Raw genomic sequence first — 25,146 nt, 5'->3', positions numbered from 1 at the left:
TTATATATCTTATTAGCTTATAAAGCATTGTGAAGCTTTCTGAAATAGTAACTAAGTTTAAATTAAGTGAAGAAAGCGAAATTGAAGTAAAAGATAATATAGAATTTGAAGAGGTAGACGTTGATATAGGTACTAGAGTCCTTTTGACAAACGGGAAAAGGAGAAGAATTGTGGATCTTGGAATACTTTCAATAATATATAAAAATTGCAGTAAAGAGTTTGTAAAAGACTACTTAGACTTATCTCATTCGTTAGAGTACATTCATGACAAATATGGAGTTTACACGGAATTAGAATACTTAGCAATTAACTGCGAAAGCTTTGTAAAAGATAAAGATGTTTTAGCAACAATTAAAGAACTCAAAGCCTATATACTTTCTAGAGAAAATAGACAGCATGGATTTTGATGTAATTGTAGTAGGCGGAGGAGTAGGAGGGTATTCAGCATCTTTAAGAGCGGCAGAACTAGGTAAAAAAGTTGCTATAATAGAAAAGGATGAAATAGGTGGAGAGTGTATAAACAGAGCATGCATACCTTCTAAGACTTTAATAGATGCAGTAAAAATTCTTAATAAAATAAAGAAGGCAACTTGGATCAAGGCCTCAGCCACTTTAGACTATGAGGAGCTTTCCAGGTTTAAAGATAAGATAATAGAAACCGTAAAAGAAAAAATGATTAAAAACTTAGAAAATAGATCCGTAACAATAATAAAAGGAAAAGGAGAAATAAAGAGAGAAGGAGAAATCGATGTTAACGGAAAAACATATACTGCAGATAAGATAGTAATAGCTACTGGCTCTTCTCCAATCTCTTTACCTGCATTTCCACTCAATGGAAAAAACGTTCTAGATCCTTGGACAGCAATGAACTTACCATCTCTACCACAAAAGATAGTAATAGTAGGCGGAGGAGTAGCGGGCGTTGAGCTAGCTACATTATTTAAGGCTATGGGCAAAGACGTTACTATTTTGGAGTTAATGCCTCAACTCTTGCCAGGATTTGATAAGGACATTGCTAACGAAACTAAGAAAAGACTTGAAGAAAGAGGAGTAAAAATTTACTTGCAAGCTAATTCTAAAATCATAGAAAGTGGGGATAAGGTGGTCTTCGACGTTACTTTACCTTCATCAAATGAGAAAGTCTCTGGAGATTTAGCGGTAATTACTATAGGGAGGAAGCCTAACACTGAAGGCCTTGACTTAAATGCTGTTCACGTAAATGTTGATAAGAGAGGTTACATAATAGTTAACGATAGAGCAGAAACTTCTAATCCTAGGTATTATGCCGTAGGAGATGTTGCAGGTATGCCTTTATCTGCTACTAAAGCATGGAAGCAAGGTATAGTAGCAGGAGACAACATAGGAGGAATTTCGTCTACGATGCCTAAATATTCTCCAATTTCTATATTCGCAGATTTAGAAATAGGTAGTGTAGGAAAAACTTTAGATGACTTAAAGAAAGATAATATTGAAGGAAAAGAAATTACGGTAAAAATGGAAGATATCCCAAGAGCATGGACTTTAAACGAAACAGAAGGCTTTCTGAAAATTGTGGTATCCGAAAATAAAATTGTTGGGGCTCATATGGTAGGTGAGGGAGCTACTGAAGTAATAAATACTCTGTCCCTAGCGCTTGAGGCAGGACTTACTGTAGATGACCTTTATAAAGTATTGTTCTCCCATCCCACCGTTACAGAGATAATCTCAGAAGCAATGCAAAGACTAAAATATGGAGAAGTATATTAACGTTCTCTAGATGAGTGAAAGAGAAAGAAAGGAAGTAAAGAAGCTTTTTAAATTTCTATTTTTTACGTCAAGAGGTGGTCTTACTAGGTTAAGGATTATTCGACTTTTGGAGGATTCTTCTCTTAACGCGAATCAAATTTCTACTCTTTTAAGAATGGATTATAAAACAATTATGCATCATCTAGAAGTATTGACTCAAAACGGAATAATTATAAAGGATGGAGAAAAATACGGAGCTGTGTATCGTTTAACTTCATTTTATTATAGATTTAAGGATGTACTTGAAGAGTTAGAAAAAGAGGGCTAAACTCTCTTAAATCTTTCTCCTTAATATGCCAGTTATGAAAAAGAAGAGAGACATTGCTGATGTTCTTACTGATATTAGAATCGCTAGGAGCAGGCTTAGAATTATGAAAACAAAAATTGAAGGAAGGCTTACTCAACAGGCAAGTTTATCTCACTCCACTATTCTAACTAAAGAATACATTAAAGAAGCAGAGCAACTTAAAAAGATTTCAGAATTTCTTGACACTTTAGATATTATACTTGAACTCATAGAGATAAAAGTTGAAACCATAATCTATATAGGCTATATAGTTAATGACGCGCCAGCAGTACTTGAGGCTTTAAGAGAACTAAAGAAAAATGGAGAGTTCTTAAGCCCAGAACTTTCGGCGTTAGTTGATGATATATATAATGGTTTTTATAGTGCTATAAATGTTCCTAGCGAGATAAAAGTAAGTGCTTCTAAAGAGGCAAAAAAAGTTTTAGATGAGGCGAAGACTATAGCGAAATATAGAGAGAATGGGAAAAATATAGATATAAATACTTGAGCTATATACTTATCATATGCCAAGTAGTATAACTAGGAAGATCCAGCTTACTGGTGGATCTACGTATATAATTTCTTTGCCAAAAAGTTGGGTTAAGCAACTCTCATTGAATCCTGGAGACGAAATTGAGATTTTCCAAGATAATAACTTAAGGCTAATTTTATCCCCTAAGGCTAGAGAAGGAGAGAATAGAGTAACTAAGGCAATAATAAACTGTGAAAATGCTACTCCATCATTTGCTGTAAGGGAGTTTATAGCATATTATATGGCAGGATATGATACCGTGTCCTTCGTCTGCAGTAGGCTTAAGGCAGAAGATAGGACAATAATAAAGGACATGATCAGAAAAAGGCTTCTAGGCTCTGAAGTTATAGAAGAAGACTCTAACGCGATCACGGTACAATTCTTAGTTAATGAGAAAGATTTACCAATATCAAAAGCAATTACTAGAGCAGCGTCAATTGCACAGAATATGGTCAAAGATTCTATAGAAGCACTAAAGAGCAAGGACGAAGATATAGCTAAAGAAATCCTTGAAAGAGACGATGAGGTAGATAGGTTCTATTTTTACGTTTCTAGACAACTCACACTAAGTGTTTCATCATTTGAAATTTTAGAAAATGAAGGATATAATATTACGCAACTAGTTGATATTCATTCTGCAATAAAGTCAATAGAAAGAATAGCTGATCATGCTAGTAGAATAGCCAGCCTAATACCTGAAGTTAAAGACACTGATACATCAAAGCCAGTAGAACTAGGGGAAAGAGCGTTAGAGCTTTTTAAAGATGCTTTTGAATCATTTATAAATGAAAGAAGAGATATAGCAAATAAGATAATAGAAAGGGATGTTGAGCTCGCTAACTTACATAAGCAAATCTCCTCTGAAATACTTAATAGTGATATAAAGCATAAATCGGCTCTTCTCTTAGTATCAGACTCATTTAGAAGAATAAGTAGGTATTCTATAGATTTGGCTGAAACTACCATTAACATTATAGCTAAGAAAACAACGGGGTTCTAAATATCACATTCTCAGAATTAAAGGAAGTGTATCCTTCTTTCAGTTCGTCAAAAGTTTTTGCCTTCTTAACTTTCTTTTGAAGTTTTCTTAATTCTTGTTGATCTTCAGGAGTGTAAGGACCTTTCCTTAAAAAGTAAGAGATGCACTCATTGTTCATTACTGCTATGACTACGTAACCCTTTACAAATAAAGAATCTGCAGTTTCTATATCTGGTGCAGAAAATATACAAATACCAGGGTGTGTATGAACCGATGCAATACCACTTGGCATAGGCATTGTTACTTTATCTATATCTCCTTCGAATATGACGTATTCGCCGGATTTTAAAACAAAATTTATATATTCTATTTGTGTCCTCATTGTTTCATCAGCATAATTAGCCATAACTTTAACCAGAAATTCCATGTATAATTCCTTAATCTTCTCATATAGTTGCCTATACTCATAAGGAGCATTTCCTTCTTTAATTAGGTCATATTCGCTCAGTTCTTCCGTCTTTTTCTTAACATAAATGAAATTAAAATCAGTAGTTGGAGGATAGCCAAGTATCTCATGCGCGTCTTCAGCAATTGTTAGTAATTCATAAAGTTTTGACATTTTTAGCGAAATTTCGTTTTTACTAAGTACTTGTCTTTTTGCACTCATTAATTTTCTCCTCTTGAATCTTAATTATCTCTTTTACTTTATTCTCGGGATCAGAGGAAGTATATATTGTTCTTCCAATTATTTCATAATCTGCGCCATTACATAAAGCGTCTCCTATCTTACCGCCTTGGGCACCGACTCCAGGAGAAATGATAATTTTATCTGGGAAATCATCTCTTACAATTCTAATTACATTGGGTTTTGTAGCTGGAGCTACAATGCCATAAGGGTTTAAGCTCTTTATTACTGTCTTTATATAAGGGTAAAAGTCGTCGTTCCAACCTTTATGGCTCATTGATGCTAACAAATACAGTTTCTTTCCATTATTATCTAGAAAATTCTTAAGTTCTCCCAATGCGCCATCTATTCCTATAAAGGAATGTGCTATAAAGGAATTTGCAAAATCTAACTGTTTTACTATATTTATCATTGTATTATCTATATCCGCCAATTTTAAATCCATAATTATTTCGTTAATCTCTAGCTTTCTTAATATTTCTTTAACTCCATCTATACCTTTCCTTAATAATAAAGGGTAGCCAATTTTTATTCCGTGAAAATAGCCGCTTATTTTTAATAAAACATGTTGAGGTATTTCCTCATCCATTGAAAAAATTATTCTACCTTTCAACATTCTTCACCAAGTATTCCTCGATCATTCTCCTCTCATTATCGTTAAGCTTAGGCAATATGGATTTCAATATATCATGAATAGAATATAAATAATGAAGAGTAATACCCATTTTTTCTAACCTCTCTTTTGCACCTTCCTTTCTATCGACTATAACAAGTGCATGAGATACTTTACCGCCATTTCTAATTATTTCCTCAGCAGATCTCTCTATAGAGCCTCCAGTAGTAGCCACATCGTCAACTATAACTATCTCCTTATCTTTAACATCAGCTTCAAGTAATTTATCTGTTCCATAGCCTTTCTTTTCAAGCCTTACGTAACCCATAGGTTTACCTAATTTACAAGCAACAAACGACGCTAAAGGAATACCGCCTGTTGCAATACCGATTATCATGTCAAATTTTATATTCCTTAATTCGTCAATCGCCTTATCGACTACTGTAAAAAATTCTGGATAATTAGGTAACCTCCTTAAATCTAAATAATAGGGACTAGTTTTACCAGAAGTTAAGATAAAATTTCCTATTAATAACAATTTTCTCTGTAGCAAACTTTCCGCGAAATCCATCCTAGGTATAATGGGAAAAGAGTTTAAATACAATTTTCGCATATGAAGATTAAGGGCATTATTTGAGGGATATAATTTCATCCTTGGATTTTTCTAAAGAAGATTTTCTTACAATATTCTCACTTGCAGATGAAGTTGAAAAAGGTAAAAAGTTAAAATTACAAGAAGAGAAAGTAGTTGCAACAGCTTTTTTCGAGCCAAGCACTAGAACACACTTAAGCTTTACTACTGCTGCACTAAAGCTAGGAGCAAAAACTATAGGCTTTTCATCAACAGAAGGCATTTCAGAAGCTAAAGGAGAAAACTTTGCAGATACCATTAGAATGCTCGAAAATTACTCTGATTGTATAATAATAAGACATAAATTTGACGGAGCGGCAAAGTTTGCTTCAGAAATAAGTAATAAGCCAATAATAAATGCTGGAGACGGTAAGCATGAACATCCGACTCAAACGCTTATAGATATTTATACAGTGTATAAATCGTTTGGCAGTCCAGATAATTTGACTTATGGAATTTTAGGTGATTTAAAATATGCTAGAACTGTTAACAGCTTACTCAGAGGTCTAACAAGATTTAAGCCGAGATTCGTTTACTTAATTTCGCCAGAACCTTTAAAAGCTAGAAAAGAAATTCTTTCAGAACTTAATTACCCTTATAAAGAAATAGACTCACCTTCTGAGGTAATCTCAGAAATTGATGTACTTTACGTAACAAGAATACAGAAAGAAAGATTTCCTGACGAAATGGAATACGAGAAAGTTAAAGAAAGCTACACTGTTGACGAAAATTTAGTAAACCAAATGAAAAAAGACTCAATAATTCTTCATCCATTGCCTAGAGTAAATGAGATTGATAGAAGAATTGATAGTAAACCTCAAGCTAAGTATTTTTACCAAGCCTCCTTAGGGGTTCCAATAAGGATGTCATTACTCTATAAAATTTTGAGTGGTGAGTGGTAATGAAAAATGGATTAATAGTAAGTAAAATAAAAAATGGTACAGTAATAGATCATATTCCCGCAGGGAGAGCTCTAGCTGTCCTCAATATCTTGGGAATAAAAGGCAATGAAGGAAATAGAGTTGCACTAGTAATGAACGTTGAAAGTAGTAAAATAGGCAAAAAAGATATTGTAAAGATAGAAGAAAGGGAATTAAATCAAAGAGAGGTGGAGTTAATTGCATTAATAGCTCCATCCGCTACTATTAATATTATAAGAAATTATGAAGTGGTAGAAAAGAGAAAATTGAATTTGCCAGAAAAAATCGAAGGAATATTAAAATGCCCTAATCCTGCTTGTATTACTAATAATGACGTGGAGGCAAGGTCGAGGTTTATCGTAATTAGCAAGTCACCCTTAGTTTTAAAATGTGACTATTGTGAAACGACATTAACTGAAGACGAAGTATTGAGGCAAATCTTACTATGATTTACGGAAAAATTTTACAAATAAAGGAAAAAAAGACGATTTTTGAAGTTTCTATGGAAGTGCATTTTAATCCTTTACCAGGGCAATATGTTTCTCTTGTATTACCATCAGAAAATGAGATACCTTTAGGTATAGGAGATTATTACGAAGACGTGCTTACACTTTTTATTGAATCTGAAAAAATTGTGAACAAAATTCGTAATAAAAAATTCGTTATATTAAAAGGGCCTTTAGGGAAAAGAATAGATCTGGGAAGAAGAATCTTGGGCATAGCTGAAGGTAATTTATATTACGATTTGCTCTTCCCTTTAAGACAAGCAAAAAGACAAGGGAAAGAAGTAAAGGTTCTTTGCAAGGATTGCGAAAGTGAGTTTGAAGAGCCATCAAGGGATGAGGATTTTGATACAATTTTAGCGGCAATAGATTATAAGGAAATAAAATACTTACCTCGAGAAGCTTACGTTTATGTTAGATGGGTAAAAATGAATTGTAATATGGGAGTATGCGGAGTTTGTAATATTAACGGACATTTACCATGCATTGAAGGACCATTTATGAAGGTGAAAGACCTTGTGGATTAGGGGCAAAATTTTCTTTAATAATGAAGTAATTGATGGATGTGTAAACTTTGATAGAAAAATTAAGGAAATTAGAAAGGATTGCAAACCGGATATTGACGTTCCACAGGGAAAAATAATCTTTCCAGGATCGATAGACATGCACGTTCATGTTAGAGGAATGAATTTATCATATAAGGAAAATGTAAGGACTGCTACCTCGGAAGCTGCCTACGGTGGTGTAACTGTTATAGTAGATATGCCAAATACCGTGCCCTACATAAATACCGCTGAAAGAGTACAAGAAAGACTTAGAGAATTTGCCAATTTTTCCAGGACGGATTATGGGATTTATTCTGGAGTAACATCTGACGAACGAGTTGATAAACTGCCTATTGCTGGCTATAAGGTCTTTCCAGAAGATCTAGAAAAACCAGAATTACAGTTCGTTTTATCCTCTAAAAAGTTAAAGATATTGCATCCAGAATTGCCATTATCTATCAAACAATTTAGAGACTTAAGAGAAATGTGGCAAGAAATAGCGTCACTTAATTTAATCTATGGAAGATTCCATATAACGCATATAACAAATTATGAGACCTTGATAAAGGCTAAAGAGTTAGGCTTTACAACAGATTTCACTCCTCATCACTTACTTCTTGATGAAATAAGGGGAAATTGCCTCACCAAAGTTAATCCGCCAATAAGAGATCTTACAGAACGTAGAAAATTGATCAAAGCATTATTTGAGGCAGACGCAGTAGCCAGTGATCACGCTCCTCATACGTTACAAGAGAAAATGCAACCTTATGAATTATGTCCCCCTGGAATCGCCGCAGTTTCTTTTACTACGCCTTTTATTTATTCCCTAGTAAAGAAGGGAATATTATCTCTTACTAGAGCTGTAGATTTAGTATCGAGAAATCCAGCAAAAATACTTGGAATTAACGCTGGAGAAATAAAAGAAGGTAACGTAGCAGACTTTACAGTAATAGATTTTGATAAGGATTGGAGGTATCACACTCAATATTCAAAAGTTGTGGAAACACCATTTGATGAGTATTCCCTAGATGTATCAATTTACATGACCATAATTGAAGGAAAAGTAGCTTATGACGGTTACGAGGTTTACCCAATAAGGGGGATGAACTTATTTGAGAATAGCTAACCTTGATTTTAAAGACCCACTAATTATAGCTTCTGGTATAATTCCGGATGTTCCAGAAGTAATGATGAGAATATGCGAAAATTATAAACCGACTGCAATAACTACAAAGACTTTAACCTTAACCCCTTTAGAGCCTCATAAACCTCCTACTGTAATAAAATTTCATGATGGTTGCTATATGAATGCTATAGGTTTAGGAAATCCTGGAATAGGTATAGTGGAAAAAATTAATCTCAAGAAATGCAGGCTATTCGTAAGTATAGGAGGAAATGACGTGGAGCAAATAATATATTCTGCAGAAATTGCGGAGAATAAGGCAGATATCATCGAGATTAACGTAAGCAGCCCAAACAGAAAAGGATATGGTGAGTCAATTTCTTCAATAGTTCATGAAATTGTAAAGGAAGTAAAGTCTCACGTTAAAAAACCGGTTTTCGTCAAGATTGGGCCATGGGATAATGCCTTGGAAATTGCAGGAAAAGCTTTAGAGGCAGGCGCAGATGGAATAACTGCAATAAATACACTAAAAGGGTTAATGATTGATACAGAGGAATTTAAGCCAGTTTTATCTTACGGCACTGGAGGGATTTCTGGTAAATGCATTTATCCTCTTGCCTTAAGGATAATCAGAGATTTATATAGAGAATACGAACCTGACATCATAGGGGTGGGAGGGGTATTTACGTTTAGGGAAGTTTTAGGCATGTTAAGTGTAGGAGCTAAACTTGTTGGTTTGGGTAGTGTAATATTAGATAAGGGCTTTGATGTAATAGGAGAAATTAGAAAGGACTTAATGAGCTATCTAGATGAAAAGGGATTAAAGCTTGAAGATATATTTGCTATTGCAGTGAAAAAATGAGAGCTGTAATGAAAGGTAGAGATTTAGAAGGTTTAGCGTTTTTAGGCAAGGTTGAGTCAGTAAACGTGGAATTTTGTGATGATAAAAAAACTCTAGCTAAGGTTGTAGTAAAAACTACTGATGGAGATGAAGTTGAATCAGAATGCATACCAGTAAGAGCGGCAGGTAAAATATCTATTGTAATAAAGCATTATTTAAGAATGGGGATAGGTAAATATATTATAACTAATGAAAAGACTGTAGGAAATGTAGATACGGAGGGAGAAGATGAAACTGAGGATAGACAAACTTCCTAAAACTGATGAAGATTTAGAGGAAATTCAACAAGAAATAGAGTCAGAGCATCACCATCATCATGAAGAAGAAGGCCAGAGTATTGAAGAAGTGCTAGGAGAGCTTTACATTAGATTGCAAAGCCTAGAAAGTAAATCAAAAGAGTTAGAAGATTCTTCAGAGACATGCAAGGAAGAAATTTCGAGGATTTATAAAATTTTAGGAAAAATGTTAATAGCATTGACCACTAAAGATGAAAATGAAAAGATTAAAAATCTCAAAGATATTTTAAGCACACTTGAATAATTATGGAACTATATCAAACAGTAATAATTGCAATAAAACTTTTTGCAATAATGGATCCTTTTTCAATTATTCCATATCTTTTAGCAATATTTGAAGAGTATTCACAGAGCTCCGATACAAAGGTTAGCTGGAATTACTTAATAAATAAAGTAGAGCTGGCCGTTATCATACTTCTAGTATTTTTTTCACTAATAGGAAAAGCTTTTTTAGATTTCTTAGGTTTAACTCCAGCTTCTCTAGAAATAGGTGGCGGAATAATTTTAGTTTACTTAGGTATCGATACTATGGGTGGCTTTCAGCAATTAAAATTCTTAGGCAGAAGTATAGTAGAAGCTGCAGTAACTCCAATTGCTACACCATTAATAGTAGGACCAGGAACAATGGCAGCACTCGTTACCCTATCAGTTTCTTTTCCAGTATATTACCTCTTAATAGGAAGTTTAATAGCATCAGGTATAACTTACTTAGTATTAAGACTTGGCCCTTTACTCGTAAAGATTCTTGGAAGAACCGGTACAGTAGCTGCAGGAAGATTTACCGCAATTATTATTGCAGCCTTTGGAGTTCAGCTAATTTTACAAGGCATATCTCAGATTAACTTGGTGTGAAGATTCCTATTCAAAATGAAAATTTTTTAATCCGAGTTACGATTGCTTTATGAAGTGTATGTCTGATAGTGTAAAAAAGAAAGTGGATATGGATACAATTGATAGAAGGTTATTAATAGAGTTATTAAGAGATGCAAGAAGTAGCTTGAGAAGACTTTCAGAAGAGATGAACGTATCGCCTGCAACTTTGCATAATAGATTAACCAGATTAGTACAAGAAGGTATAATAAAAGGTTTCACTGCACTCATTGATTATTCAAAACTAGGCTACACACTATCTGCAGTAATCATGGCAAAAGTTGACGGAAAACACCTTGTTGAATTTGAGAGAGAAGTAGCAAATGCAGATAACGTAGTGGCAGTTTATGATGTTGTAGGAGAATATGACGTAGTATTAATAGCTAAATTTAGGAGTGTAGAAGACCTTGATGCGTTTTTAAAACAGTTACTCAAAAATCCTAAAGTGGAAAGAACTTATACAAGTATAGTTTTGAATGTTGTTAAAGAAGATCCTAGAGTAAAAATTTAGACTTTTTCATGTGCAAAAGCCTTATATACTATATGACGTCCTCATATATCTATATGGTGTCTTAAATATGCAGTTCTGTCCTAAATGTGGAGGAGTAATGGTACCCGTAAAGAAGGACGGCAAAGAAGTGCTAAAGTGCAAAAAGTGTGGCTACGAAAAAGAAATGAGTACAAAGGATAAAAAAGCTTACGAAATTAAAGAGACCGCAAAGAATAACAAAGTACTTACTACATCAATAGTTAGCGAAAAAGAAGGCAGGAAGAGAGACGAAGAAGAATGGGAACAAGAAAGGGAAGAGTATTACAAAGAAATAGGATTAGAACTATTGAGGGATGAATTTGAGGGCTCTGAAGAAAACGATGAGGACTAACTGAATTAATTTCATATTTATTTTTGGTATTTCATTAGTAACATCTTTAACACCGTAAACATTTTAATTAAATCCCCTACATTTTATAAAGTATGAAAATCTCTGAAGTTCCTAACCTATATCTCCTTGATTTAAAAAATATGCAAATTATTATAGAAGAACTAAAAACTGAAAAAGGAGAAAAAATTTATTCCATTTATCAAAATAGAAAATATAGTATAAATGAAGAAAAAGAATGGACTCCCGACGTAGATAAGGCTAAAAAAATAAAAGAAGAAGAACTTCCAGTAGAAGTAGCGAAATATTTAAATAAATTAGGCATCTATGTAAAAGTTCCTAAAGTAGTTGAAAAGAAAGAGCAGCAAAAAGTAGAAACTAAAGAAGAGAAAAAACAAGAAGGAGAAGCTAAAAAGAAGGAAGAACAACAACAGCAATAGGTGACTAAATGCCTAATTACGATTTCATAATTACCACAGACCGTTGCTTAATGACTAACCATCATCATAAGGAATTCCTAGGCTTCTTAGGTACTGGGCCTGCGATAGGAATTCCAGAAAAAGTCTGGAAATGGTTGGCCTGCCCAAAGGTTAAAGTTGATGAATATGGAAGGCCTATAGAAGCACCTTACGGAATGAGGAAAATTGAGGCTAAGTTAATAGATGAAGGTTTTAATGCAGCAATTATAGACCCAGATTACATTGGAAAATACACGCCAACAGCAAAGGCTTTACTCTTCTCTCACCACGATTATTTTGCGTTTGGACCTCCATCTTCAACTTGGTGGGGAATAACTAAAAAGGAGCCAGTAAATTACAAAAGCTTTCAAGAACTGATTAACAGACCAGAAATTGCTGAAGGAAAAAAACATGGAATGAAAATACTTGTAGGCGGTCCTTCTACTTGGCAGTGGTTATGGAGAGAAGATATGATAGAAAAGCTTGGAGTTGACACTTTAGTTGATGGAGAAGGAGAGAAAGTCATTGTAAAATTGGCCCAAATGATACTTGATGGAGAAGAACTACCAAAGTACGTATATGTTAGCGGAGATGATGTTCCATCCATTGAAGATATTCCAGATATCAAAGGTGGAAGCGTCAACGGATTAATAGAAATAATGAGAGGATGCGCAAGATCTTGTAGGTTCTGTTCTGTAACATTAAGGCCAACTCGTTACTATCCTTTAGATAAAATAGAAAGGGAATTGCAAGTTAACGTTAAAGCTGGAATAAAACACGGCGTAATCCACAGTGATGATGTACTATTTTACGGAGCAGTAGGAATATTACCAAAACCAGAACCACTAATAAAATTACATCAGCTAGTTAAAAAGTACTATAAAACTATTGCTTGGAGCCATGCCAGTCTTGCAGCAATTAGATATTCTGAAGAAAAATACGGCCTTGTTTCAAAGTTAATGGAAATAGTTTACCAAGATGGGAATCAGAATTATTTAGGCGTAGAAGTAGGAATTGAAACTGGATCAGTTAGATTAGCAAAAGAGATAATGCCTGCAAAATCCGCACCGTATAAGCCAGAAAGCTACCCAGAAACCGTTGAGGAAGCGTTCAAAATAATGCATGAAAATCATATAATACCCGCAGGTACAATGATTGTAGGCTTACCAGAAGAGACCGAAGATGATGTATATAGAACAATAGAGCTTGTGGATAATCTAAGATCTTATAGAAGCATATTAGTCCCAATGTTCTTTGTACCAATGGGATATTTTAAGAATAAAGATTGGTTCACGAGAGTAAAACTAAACGATGCACACATAGAACTTTATAAGAAAGTGTTCTGGCACGATGTATACTGGGCTGAGGATATAATAAACAAGTTCTACATGAAAGGACCTTTATACTATCCTGTAAAACTCACATTAAAGTTGTTCTTAGCAATAGCTAAGAGAAAGATGAAACAAGTAGAATCAATGCTAGAGTCTAAATTGAGGAAATGAAAAGAACTTTCACTTTTTCTTCCTTGGATAAATGTAATCCTTTGGTGCTGCCTTAAAAGGTTCCAGATATTTTCTTAGCACTTTAGGTATTTCTACAGTTCCATCTTCGTTCTGGAAATTCTCAAGAATTGCTGTAATTGTCCTAGTACTTGCCACTGCGGTACTATTGAGAGTGTGAACGTATCCTTTCTTATTATTCTTCCTATCGACATATCTGATTTTCATCCTAAAGGCCTGCCAATCGGTACAATTGCTACAACTTACCATTTCCCTAAATTTTGCTTGAGCAGGCATCCAGGCTTCTAAGTCGTATTTCTTTGCTGCACAAGCACCTAAATCTCCCGAAGCTATGTTAACGATTCTATAAGGAATACCTAATCCTTGAAATATTTCTTCTGCATTGCTTAATAGTTCTTGATGGTATTTCCAACTGTCTTCCGGTAAAGAGAAAATGAACTGCTCGACTTTATGGAATTGATGAACCCTAAATATACCTTTAAGATCTTTATTAGCCGCACCTGCCTCTCTCCTGAAAGCTGGACTTATTCCAACAAGTTTTATTGGCAATTCTTCCTTCTCAATGTCTTCCTTATAATATAATGCGGCTAACGGATGCTCTGCGGTAGCTATTAAGTACAAGTCGTCGTTCTCTATTTTATATATTGCATCTTTAAATGTATCCAAATCAATTACTGCATGAATTACTTCTCCTCTAAGCATATAAGGTGGTAAAACTAGCCTATAGCCTTTAGATGTCATTGTATCTATTGCGTAAAGTAAAAGTGCAAAATCTAACCAAACTAAATCGTCAAATAAATAATAAAATCTGGAGCCCGCTACTTGAGATGCTTTCTCAGTATTGCCTAACTTTAATACGTTCTCTAACATATCTGCATGTCCTACAGGCTTCCAATTTATAATCTCATATTCCACTTGAGCACCATTGAGTTGCTTCTTAAACTCCTCTAAATCCTTCTCATAAACTTTGAATTTACCCCAGAACTTTATAGGAACATTATAAGTATCGTCTGGACCTACTGGAACATCTGGACTTATTATATTAGGCAAAGATCTTAAAATCTCATCCCTTTGCTCCTCAATTTCTTTTAGCTCTTTTTCCTTAGCCTCAAGTACTTGTAAAAGTTTTTTTGCCTCTTCTATTTTAGCCTTCCTTTCTTCCGGCTTTAACTTAGGTATCTGAGAATTAATCTCATTATGCTGATGCCTAAGTTTCTCGACTTCTTGTAAAATGCTCCTCCATTTTTTATCCAATTCTACAGCTTTTAACGCTAAAGAAGCGTCCATGTTCCTTTTCTTTAGAGAATCTATTAGCTCATCTGGATTATTTCTAATGAGCTCAAGTAAACTCCAAGACATAATAGAAAACAAAATTTGGAGATTTTATGACTTCTGTTCTTGAGTCGGCAAGCCGTACGTTTGTACCCACATTTCCACTATATCATAACCATATAATTTCTTGAATTTTTCTCTACCTTCAGGCGTCATTCTTAATGGACTCCACGGAGTCTCTAAGTCTATGTCAACGTCAACTTTCTTAGCTGGAACAGTCTCCTTTATTACTTGTTCTACAGTATATACTAGATCATCAACAACTGGACAACCCGGAGCGGTTAAGCCTAACTTTATGTAAACATCTCCTTCATCAGAAATTTGCAAATCGTATATCAAGCCTAAGTTTACTATATCTACTGGAATTTCCGGATCAAAAACTTGCGTTAAAGCTTCCATAATTTTTTGCTTCCATTCTTCCTTGTTAATTTGTGACATTTTTACCAGATATACCTTAGTAGACAGAGAATTTAATACTTAGCTATAAAACTTCTATAATTTCTATAAAAACACGTATAATTTCCAGTATGGCAAGTTGGACCTAATGGATTTACAAGAAATACTATTGCGTCCTCGTCACAATCAACGTAAAAATCTTCGATTAATTGAAAGTGCTTGCTGGTTTCTCCTTTTAACCAAAGTCTTTTCCTGCTTAAAGACCAAAAGTGTGCCATTCCTGTTGTTAAAGTTTTAAAAACTGCTTCTTTATTCATATTACCTACCATAAGGACGTCTTTAGTCTTATAATGTTGAAGAATTGCAATTATTGTATCATATTCATGTCTAAAATTAAGTTTCTCAATTATCTTTTTAGCCTCATCTTCTGAAAGTTTTAGCGTGACATCCACCTCTTTAAGTTCTCAAAAAATACTCTCCCAGTTTCACTGCTCTTTTCTGGATGAAACTGTGTACCTACAACATTTTCCTTACAAACCATTGCAGGATACTCTATTCCGTAGCTGGACTTCATTACCACATGATCATTAGTATAAGCAACATAACTATGAACGTAATATGCATATTTTCCGTCAAGTCCTTCAGTTAGCTCACAATCCCCAGATACGTAAATTTTATCCCAGCCTATATGCGGAAGTTTTACATTAGCATGAATCTTATCTACAGTGCCTCTAAACCATCCTAAACCTTTACTTTTACCACCTTCAGTTCCTTTTTCAAACATTATTTGAAGACCTAAGCAAACTCCAAGAAAATGAACTCCAGATTTCCTAAGATCATTTATTTTATCCAAGTTAATCTGAATGAACTTTGATACTGCAGAAAATGCCCCAACTCCAGGAAATACTATTAGATCTGCATCCTTAATTTCCTTACTTATTTCAACTTCGAATCCAGCTCTCTCTAATCCTGAAGAGATACTAAATAGATTACCTACCCCATAATTAACAACTAGAGCCTTCATTTCATCCTCCTCCTTAATTCAGAATATAATTCTTCTGGTTTAACTCCTTCAACAGCCATAAGAACCCAGAGATGATACATTAAATCCGCTGCTTCAGAGATGAACCTATCTCTTCCCTCATATAGTGAAGCAACAATTGTTTCTACCGCCTCTTCTCCAACCTTTCTTGCTATATATCCTTTTCCTTTTTTAGCAAGTTCAGCAGTATAACTATTTTCCGGCATTTTCTCTAACCTCTGAAGTATTATTTCATATAATTTATCTAAAACTTCAGACATATCTCTCACCTATACTTTTAGAGTGAATTTCGAATCCTTCATACCTTGCTAAAGTAATTGCCGCATTGATTAACTCTCTATCTGGATTATTAGCTTGAGCAAAAGAGATAGGCTTAAGGAAATCGTATACTGTTAGCCCTCCTTTGAATTTAGCCCAACTATTAGTCGGTAAAATATGATCTGGTCCAGCACTATAGTCGATAATTGCAGGAGGAGTTCTACCCAAAGTCACTGCACCTGCATTTCTAACCATTTTTAGGGCTTCTCGTGGAGAAGAAACTTGCAAAGAAAGGTGTTCTGGAGCTATAGAGTTTGCATAAGTTATTGCTTCTTCAAGATCTCTTGCTTTAACTAAATAAAAAGTTAGGTCAGAACTAGAAACTTTTTCCTCTACTTCTCTCAATACTCTATCAGAAGTAGAAATTAGGACTAACAATGTGGAATTTCCATGCTCTCCTTGAGCAAGTAAATCAAGGTAAATTTGCTCAGAATCAGCTGAATCATCAGCAACAATAACTAACTCTGTAGGACCTTCTATTCCATCTATTCCTACATCCTTGCTTACAATGTATTTTGCTGCTTGAACATAAACGTTTCCAGGTCCGACTATCTTATCTACTTTCTTAACGCTTTCCGTTCCGTAAGCCAATGCAGCAATAGCTTGTGCTCCACCAATTTTGTATATTTCCTTTACATTAAGTTTTTCTGCAATATATGCAATTGCAGGATCAATTTTACCTTTAGTAGGTGTTGCAACATAAAGTTCTTCAACTCCAGCAACTATTGCAGGTATTCCTGCCATTAGTAGCGTTGATGGATAAAGCTTTTTCCCGCCCGGCACATAAATTCCTACCCTTTCTAACGGAGTCCAAATTATCCCAAAGTCAACTCCACTTTTTCCACCGCCTATTTGAGGAGGCTTTATTGAAGTGTGAAATTCCTTTATTTGTTCTGAGACTACATCTATTGCTTTCTTAATGTCTTCAGAGAGTAACGAAGCCGAGGCGTGAATCTCTTCCCTTGTAACTTTTATATTATCAAGCTTTACTCCGTCGAATTTTTCAGTAAATTCAATCAAGGCTTTGTCTCCTTCTTTTTTTACTTTCTCTACAATCTCGCTTACCTTGTCCAGAACTTGATCAAAACTTATAGGCCTACTTTTAGGAAGACCTTTTATTATCATATCCTCACATCAACTCCCTTGGTTTTTAAATAATACTTTAAATCCTTGATTCTAATAATTCCGTCATGAAAAACACCTGCTGCTAAAGCAGCATCCGCTTTTCCTTCTGTTAAAACTTCAAAAAAATGCTCTGGTTTGCCTGCTCCACCGCTAGCTATTACTGGAATATTCACTGCTTCTGCTATAGCTCTAGTTAATTTAATATCATATCCTGACCTTGTACCATCTTTATCAATGCTGGTCAAGAGTATTTCTCCTGCACCTAAACTTTCTACTTCTTTAGCCCAATTAACTGCTTCTAACCCCGTCCTGAAAGTTCCAGATTTTGTGTAAACAATCCAAGAATTTCCTTCAATTTTAGCATCAATTGCTACAACTACTGCTTGTGCACCAAATTCTTCAGAGGCTTGAGTAATTATTTGCTTATTTTCTACAGCGGCTGTATTTATACTAACCTTGTCTGCACCAGAAGACAGTATTCTTGAAACGTCTTCTAAGCTTCTTATTCCTCCTCCTACTGTTAAAGGTATTGACAAAACGCTAGCAGTATTTCTTACCACATCAAGTAAAGTTCTCCTTCCTTCAATTGTTGCAGAAATGTCTAAGAAAACTATTTCATCTGCACCTTCTTCCTCATATTTAGCTGCTAATTCTACCGGATCTCCCTTGTCCTTAAGATTAAGGAAATTAACTCCTTTTACTACTCTTCCGTTTTTTACATCTAAGCATGCAATAATTCTCTTTGTAGTCATAATAATCCCTTAGTCGTAGGTAATCTATTATTAACTATTCTAGAAGCTTCATACAACGAAATTCCTAAACCTTTAAATGCAGCCTCTACTATATGATGTTCGTTCTCCCCACTAAATTTCCTTATATGTAGCGTTATTCCTGCATTATATGCAAATGTCCTAAAAAAGTGAGGTACGTTCTCCATAGATAAGCCACCTATTTCTTCTCTCTTAAGGTCTAGATCTATTATTCCCATACCCCTGCCAGAAATATCTACTGCTACCAAAACTAGAGCTTCATCCATCGGAGTAAATATGCTAAAGAACCTCCTTATGCCTCTCTTATCACCTAAAGCTTCCTTAAATGCTTCCCCTAAAACTATTGCAGTATCCTCAACTATGTGATGGTCATCGTAATTTTGTTTATCTTTAGCAAAAATCTTCGCTGAAGAATTCATGTGAAATAGCATTGAATTTAACATATGATTAAAGAAAGGTATGGGAGTAGAAACTTCTACGTTCCCTGGAGTATCAATATCTAGGTAAACTTCTATTTCTGTCTCTTTAGTATCCCTCTTTACTGTGGCATATCTAGACATACTTCACACCCTTTAAATTTCCTGAGTAAAAAGACATTCCTACTATTGTAAAATCAATCTTACTCTCCTTTAGCTTGAGAAGATCATTAATGTTATTTACACCCCCCGCATATCCCTTAAGTTTATTCACTCTACTAGAGTATATTGAAATATTCTCGTCAATTCCTTTCTTCGTTCCTTCATTGCATACATAAGTAAAAATTACTCCTTTAATATCATAATTTTTCAGTAAAGAAATTGTTTCGTCTACGCTTTTTGCCTCTTCTCTCCATCCTTTAATTAGGGTTTTTCCTCCGCAATAGTCTATTGAGAAAAATAGTCTATCTCCTAGTAATTCACTCATTTTATCAAATTCTTCCTTATTCGTGAAAAGTATTGATGAAACAACAATTTCAGTAATGCCTAGTGATAATATTCTGTTTGCCTTTTCAATACTTCTTATACCTCCACCTACTTCAATTCTTTTAAAACCTATTCTTGCAATACTAGCTATTTTATCCTCGTTGTTCCCTGAGTTTTCTGCGGCGTCAAGATCAACAATATGGACTGCATCATAACCTAAAGAGTAAATTTCCTCAGCAACTTTTATTGGGTCTCCTATTATGATTCCGGTTCCTTTAACTCCTCTTACTCTTTTTACAGCTTTTCCTTGACTTATATCTATGCTGGGTATTACATACATTACTTAACAACCTTCTCTATATTTACAACTACAATATCCCTAGCCCCTGCAGCCTTAGCTTTAGCTATAACTTCTGGTAATTGACTCTCCTCTGCAACTGTTATTACTTCCCAAGCATTAGTTTTGCTTAGCCTAGATATAGCAGGCGATAGCATTGCAGGTAAAGACGAAATAACATCTTCTAATTTACTGTCGTCTACGTTCATGAATATCATCTTTCTACCTCTAGCTGAAATTACACCTTTCATCATAGTTAATACTAGATTTACTCTCTCTGCTTCCTCCGATTTCATCCAATATCTATTACCAATAACTACAGCGTAAGTTTGGAGAATCTCATCGATAGGCTTTAACCCATGTAATTTTAACGTAGTCCCAGTGCTAACTACATCAATTATTGCGTCTGCCGCACCCAATGAAGGCATAACTTCAGCTGCACCACTTATTTTTACTATTTTTGCATCTATGTCGACTTTATTTAGATATTCTTTAGCTATATTATAGTATTTGGTAGCAATTCTTATGCCATTTCTTTTTCTCCTTAAATCCTCAACATTCTCAACGTCCCAGCTTTGAGGAACGGCTAAAACTATCTTAGCTTTTCCAAAGTCTAACTTTATCAATTCCTCTACGTCAGCTTTAGATTCAGTAACGTAATCGTGACCAGTTATTCCTATTTCTGCAGCTCCTGCTTCGACTAAATTAGGTATATCCTCTGTTCTCATCATAACTAATTGAACACCATCCCAACTCGTAGGTATCATTAATGCCCTTTCGTCACTAGCTAACGGCTTAATTCCTACTTGAGATAAAAATTGTAAAGTAGGTTGTTGAAGCCTACCTTTGTTTGGAATCGCCACTTTCAAGAATCTCACCCAGAGCTTTAACTAAAATTTCACATTGTTCTCTAGTTCCCACAGTTATTCTATAAAATCCATCAATTGGTTTCCTAATAGCTATTTTTCTTTCCATTAAGGGATTTAATAAATCTCTATTATCCTTAACAAAGAGGAAATTTGTAACAGACTTGTATACCTTTAAACCTAATTTTTTAAGAGATGAATATAGATATTCTCTGTTCTCAGTAATCTCGTTTACTATTTTTCTCGCATAAGATGGATTTTCTAAGGCAGTTATTCCAGCTATTAATGAAGGTAAAGCAACGTCAAAAGGTGTAGAAGTTTTTGTCAAAGCATCTACTACTTCTTTATTTGCGATAAGATAGCCAACTCTATAAGAAGCTAAAGAGAACGCTTTACTTAAAGTTCTCACTATCATAACGTTTGGATATTCATTTACTAACGAAGCTGCAGTATAACCTGAGAACTCATAATACGCTTCGTCTAAAACTAGGAACCCATTTATGCTCTCAGCGAGTATGGATATCAAATCTTTATTAGCCTTTAACATAGGCGAACCAGTAGGGTTATTTGGATCGTCTATTACTACTAATTTTGACTTTTTAGCAAAATCTAGAAGTTTATCTATATCTTCCTTCCACCAATCTCCGTCTTCTACTAGGTTTATTTTATTTACCTTTAGTCCACGAACTGCAGAGTAAACTGAATACATACTATATGATGGGAAATTGTAAGTTACAGTATCTCCAGGATTTAGGAAATTATAGAAAATAGCCCTTAAAGCTCCGTCTCCTCCAGGTGTAGGGAAAATATTAGATGGTTCTACCTTATTATATTCTGCAGCTAATTCCTTAAACCTAGAAGTTAAATCTGGGTGTTGATATCTATTACCTTGAGATAGGTACTTTTCCACTTCTTGAATTATAAAATTGGGTGGAGAATATGGAGATTCATTTAAATGAAGTCTTATTCCTTCTTTTATATCACTATAATCGTATTCTTTAGCTTCCTTTAGCCATTTAGGTATTTCGGTTGGTGCAATACGAAACCCTTGGTAAAAAGGTGGAAATAAATTTAAAAATTTTTTGTACAAATTATTACGTGTTTTTAGAAAGATTACTAGACAAGAAAAGCTTAGTAATCTCCTATTATTACTCAGTAAATTTAACATTATTAATGAATTTTGCATCACTTTATTATAGAAAAACTGGGAAGAACATTTGCATTGGAAACTTCGGTAAAATAAAGTGGGAATTTTATCCTAAAGACGTAGATTTCCCAGTAAAATGCGACGAAAATTCTGCTTTCTTAGTTTTTGAAGCAGAGAATGAGAGCGAACTGCCGGAAAAGTTCATTTTTGCAACTTCTTATAAGAATCTAAAGGTTAACGCAATAAAGGTTAGAGTAGAAAAATTTGAGTTCAACGTATATAAGGCAATAATCGAAGACGAAATAATTCCATTTAAGATTGTAAAGGGCGAAATAAATGAAGTAAAATTAACAAACGACTACACTGAATTGCTTAATATTATAAAAGAGCTGGGTGGAGAATGCGAAATGAGAGATTTAGTAAATATTGCTTCAAAGAGGTTGAATATCCCTAGAGATGAAGTAAAGGAAAAAATATTATTTCTGAAAGAAATTGATAAAATAGACATAGAAGGAAAGAAAATAAAACTCATTCTATAATGATTGCAGGCCTTAAAGGTAGTGCGTCCTTGTTATATTTTTTCTTTATTTCATCTGTAAATCTTTCAGCCTTGACTTCTAATCCTAACTTATACTTAATATAGCTTATGCCTTCTTTAACTAGCTCTTCTTCATCGAAACCATAAGATGCTATCTTCTTCATTTCGTCTCCCAAACCTTGGGCATATTGGAATATTTTTTGCAATTCTTTTGCTTCCTCACTATTCTTAGGCTTATGAGAAGTCATAAAAGTCTTCATATTTCCTCCGGAACTGATAACATTTAATGCATCAATTAATAGCTGCATTTTAGACCTATCTGCAACGTATATTTTAACTAACTTTGGAGTACCTTTATAAACGTTTAATATAGCCTTAACGTCATCTATTATTAGCTTATGATATTCGTGAGCAACTTCCGTTTTGATATCAACCTTGCTTTCATCAAATTTAGGCCATTCTTCTAATGATACGAAAGTGTTGTGACCTAATGAATTCCAAACTTCTTCTGCTATATGGGGTGCAAATGGAGATATTAATTTACTCCAAGTTTCTAGAACTTCTTTTAACACTTCAGCGTTAGGATTTCTCCCTTCAGCTTTAGCCATCTCCACGTAATCATTAATATCGGATGATAAACCAAATAAGATCTCATTCAAGGCTTCCCTGAACCTCATTTCATCCATCATTGGCGTAACTTCTTTTATAGTAGAATATAACCTTGATAACATCCATTTTTCTGGAATACCAAACTCTTTACTCTCAAGCCCTTTAATTGTAGTTAACATGTCATAAAACTTCTTCAAATTATCAATTACAGACTTAGCTACAGTCTCCGTAAAGTTAGTTTCAGATCCCATATCTGCTGTTGCAGCTAATGTTATTCTAATAACGTCTGGGCTATAAATTCTAATTGCTTTTCTCAGAGGAATTATATTCCTCAAGGACTTGCTCATCTTCTTTCCTTCGTAAAGTACTAGACCATTAACTGCTATACCTTTAGGCCATAAGTTCTCTGGGAAGATTGCTGCATGATTAAATATAAAGAATGATAAGTGATTAGGTATTAAATCAGAACCGCTATGTCTCATATCTAATGGATACCAGTAAGTAAATTCATTTCTTAAATCTTGCAAAACTTCAACTGGAATATTAGTTACCTTAGACACTTCCTCGACATTACCTTTACCCAGCATTACGTAGTCCCAAAATTCGAACGTTAACTGAGAAGCGTGTAAGTTATATTTCCTTATTTTGTGAGCTATCGTATAATAAGCCATATAAATTGTAGAATCTGATAAACTTTCAATTATCCATTTCTTATCCCAAGGTAGAGGAGTGCCTAATCCTCTAGTTCTAGCACAAGCCCTCTTTTGCAGCCAGTCTAATGCGTATTCAAAATCTTTTCTGGCTTCTTCTGGTACTATTCTCATCATTGATAACAATTTCTTTGCTTTGGCTTTCCACTCTGGATTGCCGTAATCCAAGAACCATTGATCTTTTAGTATCTTAACAACTACTTCGTTTCCGCATCTGCAATAAACTGGCCTGTTCATTATTTCCAAGATTTTCCTACCTAGACCGTGATTAATTATAAAATTCGTAATTATTTTCCTTGCCTCTGGTACTGATAAGCCTACAATATCTTTTAACTCTCCCCTATATTCCGGTTTAGCTCTTAATAACACGTCGTCCCTCATTTTTCCTTTGTTGTATTCAGCTCTATATACTAACTCAGTTAATTTCTTAAGATCGGCGTCATTCTTAGGCTTTTCTTTTTCAACAACTTCCGCAGCAGGAGACTCACCGTAACCTTCAACCTTTATTACTGGAATTATTTGGGTGTTTGGACTAACTTTCTTTAAATAATAATAATCAAAAGGCGCATGAGCCGGAACGCTCATTACTACTCCCGTTGCCATATCTGGGTCAACGAATTCGCCCGGCAATACTGGAACGCTCTGACCAGTTATTGGATTAATCGCAGTTAATTTAATTAAATCTGATCCAGAAATCTTATCTAAAACCTTAACATTATCGATCTGGAAACTTAACTTAAAAGCTGCCCTTTCTGTAACTATCATTCTTTTTCCATCTATTTCAGTTATTGCATAAGTTACTTTGGGGTTTACCCATACTGCAACTACTCCAAAGATAGTCTCCGGCCTTAAAGTTGCAACGGGTAAGATACCCTTCTCTGATTCAAAGTAAATTAGCACGTATTCTCCTATATCTGGCTCTACATCGCCTTTAGTGTCGTGCATCCCAACCGGTAAATGATGAACAGGGCACCAGCCTACTGGATGAGTGTCCTTCACTATATAGCCTTGTTGCTGTAATTTATTAAATTGCCAAACAATAAATGAAGAAAATTCTGGGTCTATTGTTGTAAATTCTCTCCTCCAGTCTATGCTTAACCCTAGTTCTTTCATAGCTTTCTTTATATCCTCCTTAAAGTAGTTAGCCATGAACAGCGGATCTGATAATTTCGGAATATCGTCTGGAGGTATCTCATAAATATTTTTGAAAATGTCTATAACTTCCTTTTCTCCTTTAGCTACGTCATCTGCCATAGTTATTATCGGCGTTCCTGTATAATGAAATCCCATTGGGAATAGTACATTATAGCCTTTCATTCTCATATATCTGGCATAGATATCTGCAGTGGTATACGTTCTTCCGTGACCTAAGTGGAAAGGACTATTTGGATAAGGAAAAGCTACTGTAGTAAAGAACTTCTTTCTACTATCTGGATTACTTTCAAATATTTTGCTCTCTTCCCATTTCTTTTGCCATTTTTGGGATATATTGACCAGAAACGCACTGAAAGTCTGAGAAATTCAGCCCA

General features: G+C 34.6%; 33 protein-coding genes. 18 read left to right on the top strand and 15 right to left on the bottom strand.

Annotation, left to right across the window (positions count from 1 at the left end):
• Window positions 1-29: 29 nt before the first annotated feature.
• Genes D1867_RS02590 through D1867_RS02570 form a run of 5 tightly spaced genes read left to right on the top strand, consistent with a single transcriptional unit; the run spans window position 30 to window position 3,603 of the window.
• Window positions 30-407 (top strand): hypothetical protein, encoded by a 378-nt coding sequence (locus D1867_RS02590; RefSeq protein ID WP_205737132.1) that lies wholly within the window; start codon window positions 30-32, stop codon window positions 405-407.
• Window positions 397-1,746 carry a dihydrolipoyl dehydrogenase family protein gene (locus D1867_RS02585; protein ID WP_155862680.1) on the top strand — a complete coding sequence of 450 codons (1,350 nt, stop codon included), beginning with the start codon at window positions 397-399 and terminating at the stop codon, window positions 1,744-1,746. The genes D1867_RS02590 and D1867_RS02585 overlap by 11 nt, the downstream gene beginning before the upstream one ends.
• 10 nt (window positions 1,747-1,756) lie before the next feature.
• Window positions 1,757-2,053: a winged helix-turn-helix domain-containing protein gene (locus tag D1867_RS02580; protein ID WP_155862679.1), complete on the top strand. Its 297-nt coding sequence runs from the start codon at window positions 1,757-1,759 to the stop codon at window positions 2,051-2,053.
• Between the two features lie 34 nt (window positions 2,054-2,087).
• Window positions 2,088-2,579 (top strand): cell division protein CdvB3, encoded by a 492-nt coding sequence (gene cdvB3, locus D1867_RS02575; RefSeq protein WP_155862678.1) that lies wholly within the window; start codon window positions 2,088-2,090, stop codon window positions 2,577-2,579.
• A 16-nt stretch (window positions 2,580-2,595) separates the two neighbouring features.
• Complete coding sequence (locus tag D1867_RS02570; RefSeq protein WP_155862677.1) at window positions 2,596-3,603, top strand: phosphate uptake regulator PhoU; 1,008 nt, start codon at window positions 2,596-2,598, stop codon at window positions 3,601-3,603.
• Here D1867_RS02570 and D1867_RS02565 read toward each other — a convergent pair.
• From D1867_RS02565 to pyrE, 3 genes are read right to left on the bottom strand one after another with little or no spacing between them, the layout of a single operon-like run.
• Complete coding sequence (locus tag D1867_RS02565) at window positions 3,581-4,249, bottom strand: hypothetical protein (RefSeq protein WP_155862676.1); 669 nt, start codon at window positions 4,247-4,249, stop codon at window positions 3,581-3,583. The two genes, D1867_RS02570 and D1867_RS02565, sit on opposite strands and share 23 nt — an antisense overlap.
• Window positions 4,224-4,883, bottom strand: a complete 660-nt coding sequence (locus D1867_RS02560) for an orotidine 5'-phosphate decarboxylase / HUMPS family protein (protein WP_155862675.1) — start codon at window positions 4,881-4,883, stop codon at window positions 4,224-4,226. The genes D1867_RS02565 and D1867_RS02560 overlap by 26 nt, the downstream gene beginning before the upstream one ends.
• Entirely contained in the window at window positions 4,870-5,451 is a 582-nt protein-coding gene (gene pyrE, locus D1867_RS02555; protein WP_155862674.1) for an orotate phosphoribosyltransferase, read from the bottom strand. Before pyrE ends, D1867_RS02560 begins: the two co-directional genes overlap by 14 nt.
• A gap of 62 nt (window positions 5,452-5,513) precedes the next feature.
• Between pyrE and pyrB the strand changes: the two genes are divergently transcribed.
• The 12 genes from pyrB (at window position 5,514) to D1867_RS02495 (ending at window position 13,507) form a co-directional block, all read left to right on the top strand.
• On the top strand, window positions 5,514-6,413 hold the full coding sequence (gene pyrB / locus D1867_RS02550) for an aspartate carbamoyltransferase (protein ID WP_155862673.1): 900 nt from the start codon (window positions 5,514-5,516) through the stop codon (window positions 6,411-6,413).
• Entirely contained in the window at window positions 6,413-6,880 is a 468-nt protein-coding gene (pyrI, locus tag D1867_RS02545) for an aspartate carbamoyltransferase regulatory subunit (protein WP_155862672.1), read from the top strand. Before pyrB ends, pyrI begins: the two co-directional genes overlap by 1 nt.
• Window positions 6,877-7,461: a ferredoxin reductase domain-containing protein gene (locus tag D1867_RS02540; RefSeq protein WP_155862671.1), complete on the top strand. Its 585-nt coding sequence runs from the start codon at window positions 6,877-6,879 to the stop codon at window positions 7,459-7,461. The genes pyrI and D1867_RS02540 overlap by 4 nt, the downstream gene beginning before the upstream one ends.
• The gene (pyrC, locus tag D1867_RS02535) at window positions 7,451-8,605 is read left to right on the top strand and encodes a dihydroorotase (RefSeq protein ID WP_155862670.1); all 1,155 of its coding nucleotides are present in this window, start codon (window positions 7,451-7,453) and stop codon (window positions 8,603-8,605) included. The genes D1867_RS02540 and pyrC overlap by 11 nt, the downstream gene beginning before the upstream one ends.
• The gene (gene pyrD, locus D1867_RS02530) at window positions 8,592-9,464 is read left to right on the top strand and encodes a dihydroorotate dehydrogenase PyrD (protein WP_155862669.1); all 873 of its coding nucleotides are present in this window, start codon (window positions 8,592-8,594) and stop codon (window positions 9,462-9,464) included. The genes pyrC and pyrD overlap by 14 nt, the downstream gene beginning before the upstream one ends.
• Entirely contained in the window at window positions 9,461-9,760 is a 300-nt protein-coding gene (locus tag D1867_RS02525) for a hypothetical protein (RefSeq protein WP_048054620.1), read from the top strand. Before pyrD ends, D1867_RS02525 begins: the two co-directional genes overlap by 4 nt.
• Complete coding sequence (locus D1867_RS02520) at window positions 9,732-10,043, top strand: hypothetical protein (RefSeq protein WP_155862668.1); 312 nt, start codon at window positions 9,732-9,734, stop codon at window positions 10,041-10,043. The genes D1867_RS02525 and D1867_RS02520 overlap by 29 nt, the downstream gene beginning before the upstream one ends.
• Window positions 10,043-10,651, top strand: a complete 609-nt coding sequence (locus D1867_RS02515) for a MarC family protein (RefSeq protein WP_420809286.1) — start codon at window positions 10,043-10,045, stop codon at window positions 10,649-10,651. Before D1867_RS02520 ends, D1867_RS02515 begins: the two co-directional genes overlap by 1 nt.
• A 58-nt stretch (window positions 10,652-10,709) precedes the next feature.
• Window positions 10,710-11,180 (top strand): Lrp/AsnC family transcriptional regulator, encoded by a 471-nt coding sequence (locus D1867_RS02510; protein ID WP_013775937.1) that lies wholly within the window; start codon window positions 10,710-10,712, stop codon window positions 11,178-11,180.
• 67 nt (window positions 11,181-11,247) lie between these two features.
• On the top strand, window positions 11,248-11,550 hold the full coding sequence (locus D1867_RS02505; protein ID WP_155862666.1) for an RPA12/RPB9/RPC11 RNA polymerase family protein: 303 nt from the start codon (window positions 11,248-11,250) through the stop codon (window positions 11,548-11,550).
• Between the two features lie 92 nt (window positions 11,551-11,642).
• A complete protein-coding gene (locus D1867_RS02500) occupies window positions 11,643-11,987 on the top strand; it encodes a hypothetical protein (protein WP_155862665.1) in 345 nt (114 codons plus the stop codon).
• Window positions 11,988-11,995: 8 nt separating this feature from the next.
• On the top strand, window positions 11,996-13,507 hold the full coding sequence (locus D1867_RS02495) for a B12-binding domain-containing radical SAM protein (protein ID WP_205737131.1): 1,512 nt from the start codon (window positions 11,996-11,998) through the stop codon (window positions 13,505-13,507).
• 9 nt (window positions 13,508-13,516) lie between these two features.
• On the opposite strand, the gene serS is transcribed toward D1867_RS02495, so the two are convergent.
• From serS to hisC, 11 genes are read right to left on the bottom strand one after another with little or no spacing between them, the layout of a single operon-like run.
• A complete protein-coding gene (serS, locus tag D1867_RS02490; protein WP_155862664.1) occupies window positions 13,517-14,884 on the bottom strand; it encodes a serine--tRNA ligase in 1,368 nt (455 codons plus the stop codon).
• A gap of 24 nt (window positions 14,885-14,908) precedes the next feature.
• The gene (locus D1867_RS02485) at window positions 14,909-15,295 is read right to left on the bottom strand and encodes a metal-sulfur cluster assembly factor (protein WP_155862663.1); all 387 of its coding nucleotides are present in this window, start codon (window positions 15,293-15,295) and stop codon (window positions 14,909-14,911) included.
• A gap of 32 nt (window positions 15,296-15,327) precedes the next feature.
• Window positions 15,328-15,705, bottom strand: a complete 378-nt coding sequence (hisI, locus tag D1867_RS02480) for a phosphoribosyl-AMP cyclohydrolase (RefSeq protein ID WP_338077936.1) — start codon at window positions 15,703-15,705, stop codon at window positions 15,328-15,330.
• Window positions 15,690-16,277 carry an imidazole glycerol phosphate synthase subunit HisH gene (hisH, locus tag D1867_RS02475; protein WP_155862662.1) on the bottom strand — a complete coding sequence of 196 codons (588 nt, stop codon included), beginning with the start codon at window positions 16,275-16,277 and terminating at the stop codon, window positions 15,690-15,692. Before hisH ends, hisI begins: the two co-directional genes overlap by 16 nt.
• Window positions 16,274-16,555, bottom strand: a complete 282-nt coding sequence (gene hisE, locus D1867_RS02470; protein ID WP_155862661.1) for a phosphoribosyl-ATP diphosphatase — start codon at window positions 16,553-16,555, stop codon at window positions 16,274-16,276. The genes hisH and hisE overlap by 4 nt, the downstream gene beginning before the upstream one ends.
• Entirely contained in the window at window positions 16,548-17,738 is a 1,191-nt protein-coding gene (hisD, locus tag D1867_RS02465; protein WP_155862660.1) for a histidinol dehydrogenase, read from the bottom strand. Before hisD ends, hisE begins: the two co-directional genes overlap by 8 nt.
• Complete coding sequence (gene hisF / locus D1867_RS02460) at window positions 17,735-18,490, bottom strand: imidazole glycerol phosphate synthase subunit HisF (protein WP_155862659.1); 756 nt, start codon at window positions 18,488-18,490, stop codon at window positions 17,735-17,737. The genes hisD and hisF overlap by 4 nt, the downstream gene beginning before the upstream one ends.
• Window positions 18,487-19,068 carry an imidazoleglycerol-phosphate dehydratase gene (gene hisBd, locus D1867_RS02455; RefSeq protein WP_155862658.1) on the bottom strand — a complete coding sequence of 194 codons (582 nt, stop codon included), beginning with the start codon at window positions 19,066-19,068 and terminating at the stop codon, window positions 18,487-18,489. The genes hisF and hisBd overlap by 4 nt, the downstream gene beginning before the upstream one ends.
• Window positions 19,061-19,750: a 1-(5-phosphoribosyl)-5-((5-phosphoribosylamino)methylideneamino)imidazole-4-carboxamide isomerase gene (hisA, locus tag D1867_RS02450; RefSeq protein WP_155862657.1), complete on the bottom strand. Its 690-nt coding sequence runs from the start codon at window positions 19,748-19,750 to the stop codon at window positions 19,061-19,063. The genes hisBd and hisA overlap by 8 nt, the downstream gene beginning before the upstream one ends.
• The gene (gene hisG / locus D1867_RS02445; protein ID WP_155862656.1) at window positions 19,750-20,616 is read right to left on the bottom strand and encodes an ATP phosphoribosyltransferase; all 867 of its coding nucleotides are present in this window, start codon (window positions 20,614-20,616) and stop codon (window positions 19,750-19,752) included. Before hisG ends, hisA begins: the two co-directional genes overlap by 1 nt.
• Window positions 20,588-21,703: a histidinol-phosphate transaminase gene (gene hisC, locus D1867_RS02440; protein WP_155862655.1), complete on the bottom strand. Its 1,116-nt coding sequence runs from the start codon at window positions 21,701-21,703 to the stop codon at window positions 20,588-20,590. The genes hisG and hisC overlap by 29 nt, the downstream gene beginning before the upstream one ends.
• Window positions 21,704-21,711: 8 nt before the next feature.
• Here hisC and D1867_RS02435 point away from each other — a divergent pair, with 8 nt between their 5' ends.
• On the top strand, window positions 21,712-22,299 hold the full coding sequence (locus D1867_RS02435) for a hypothetical protein (protein WP_155862654.1): 588 nt from the start codon (window positions 21,712-21,714) through the stop codon (window positions 22,297-22,299).
• Here the strand turns inward: D1867_RS02435 and leuS are convergent.
• Entirely contained in the window at window positions 22,289-25,114 is a 2,826-nt protein-coding gene (gene leuS / locus D1867_RS02430) for a leucine--tRNA ligase (protein WP_155862653.1), read from the bottom strand. The two genes, D1867_RS02435 and leuS, sit on opposite strands and share 11 nt — an antisense overlap.
• Between the last annotated feature and the right edge of the window lie 32 nt (window positions 25,115-25,146).

This window comes from Acidianus infernus (genome assembly GCF_009729545.1).
GTDB classification, from domain to species: Archaea; Thermoproteota; Thermoprotei_A; order Sulfolobales; family Sulfolobaceae; genus Acidianus; species Acidianus infernus.
The sequence above is the reverse complement of the archived record's forward strand: the minus strand, read 5'-3'. Positions and strand labels throughout refer to the sequence as shown.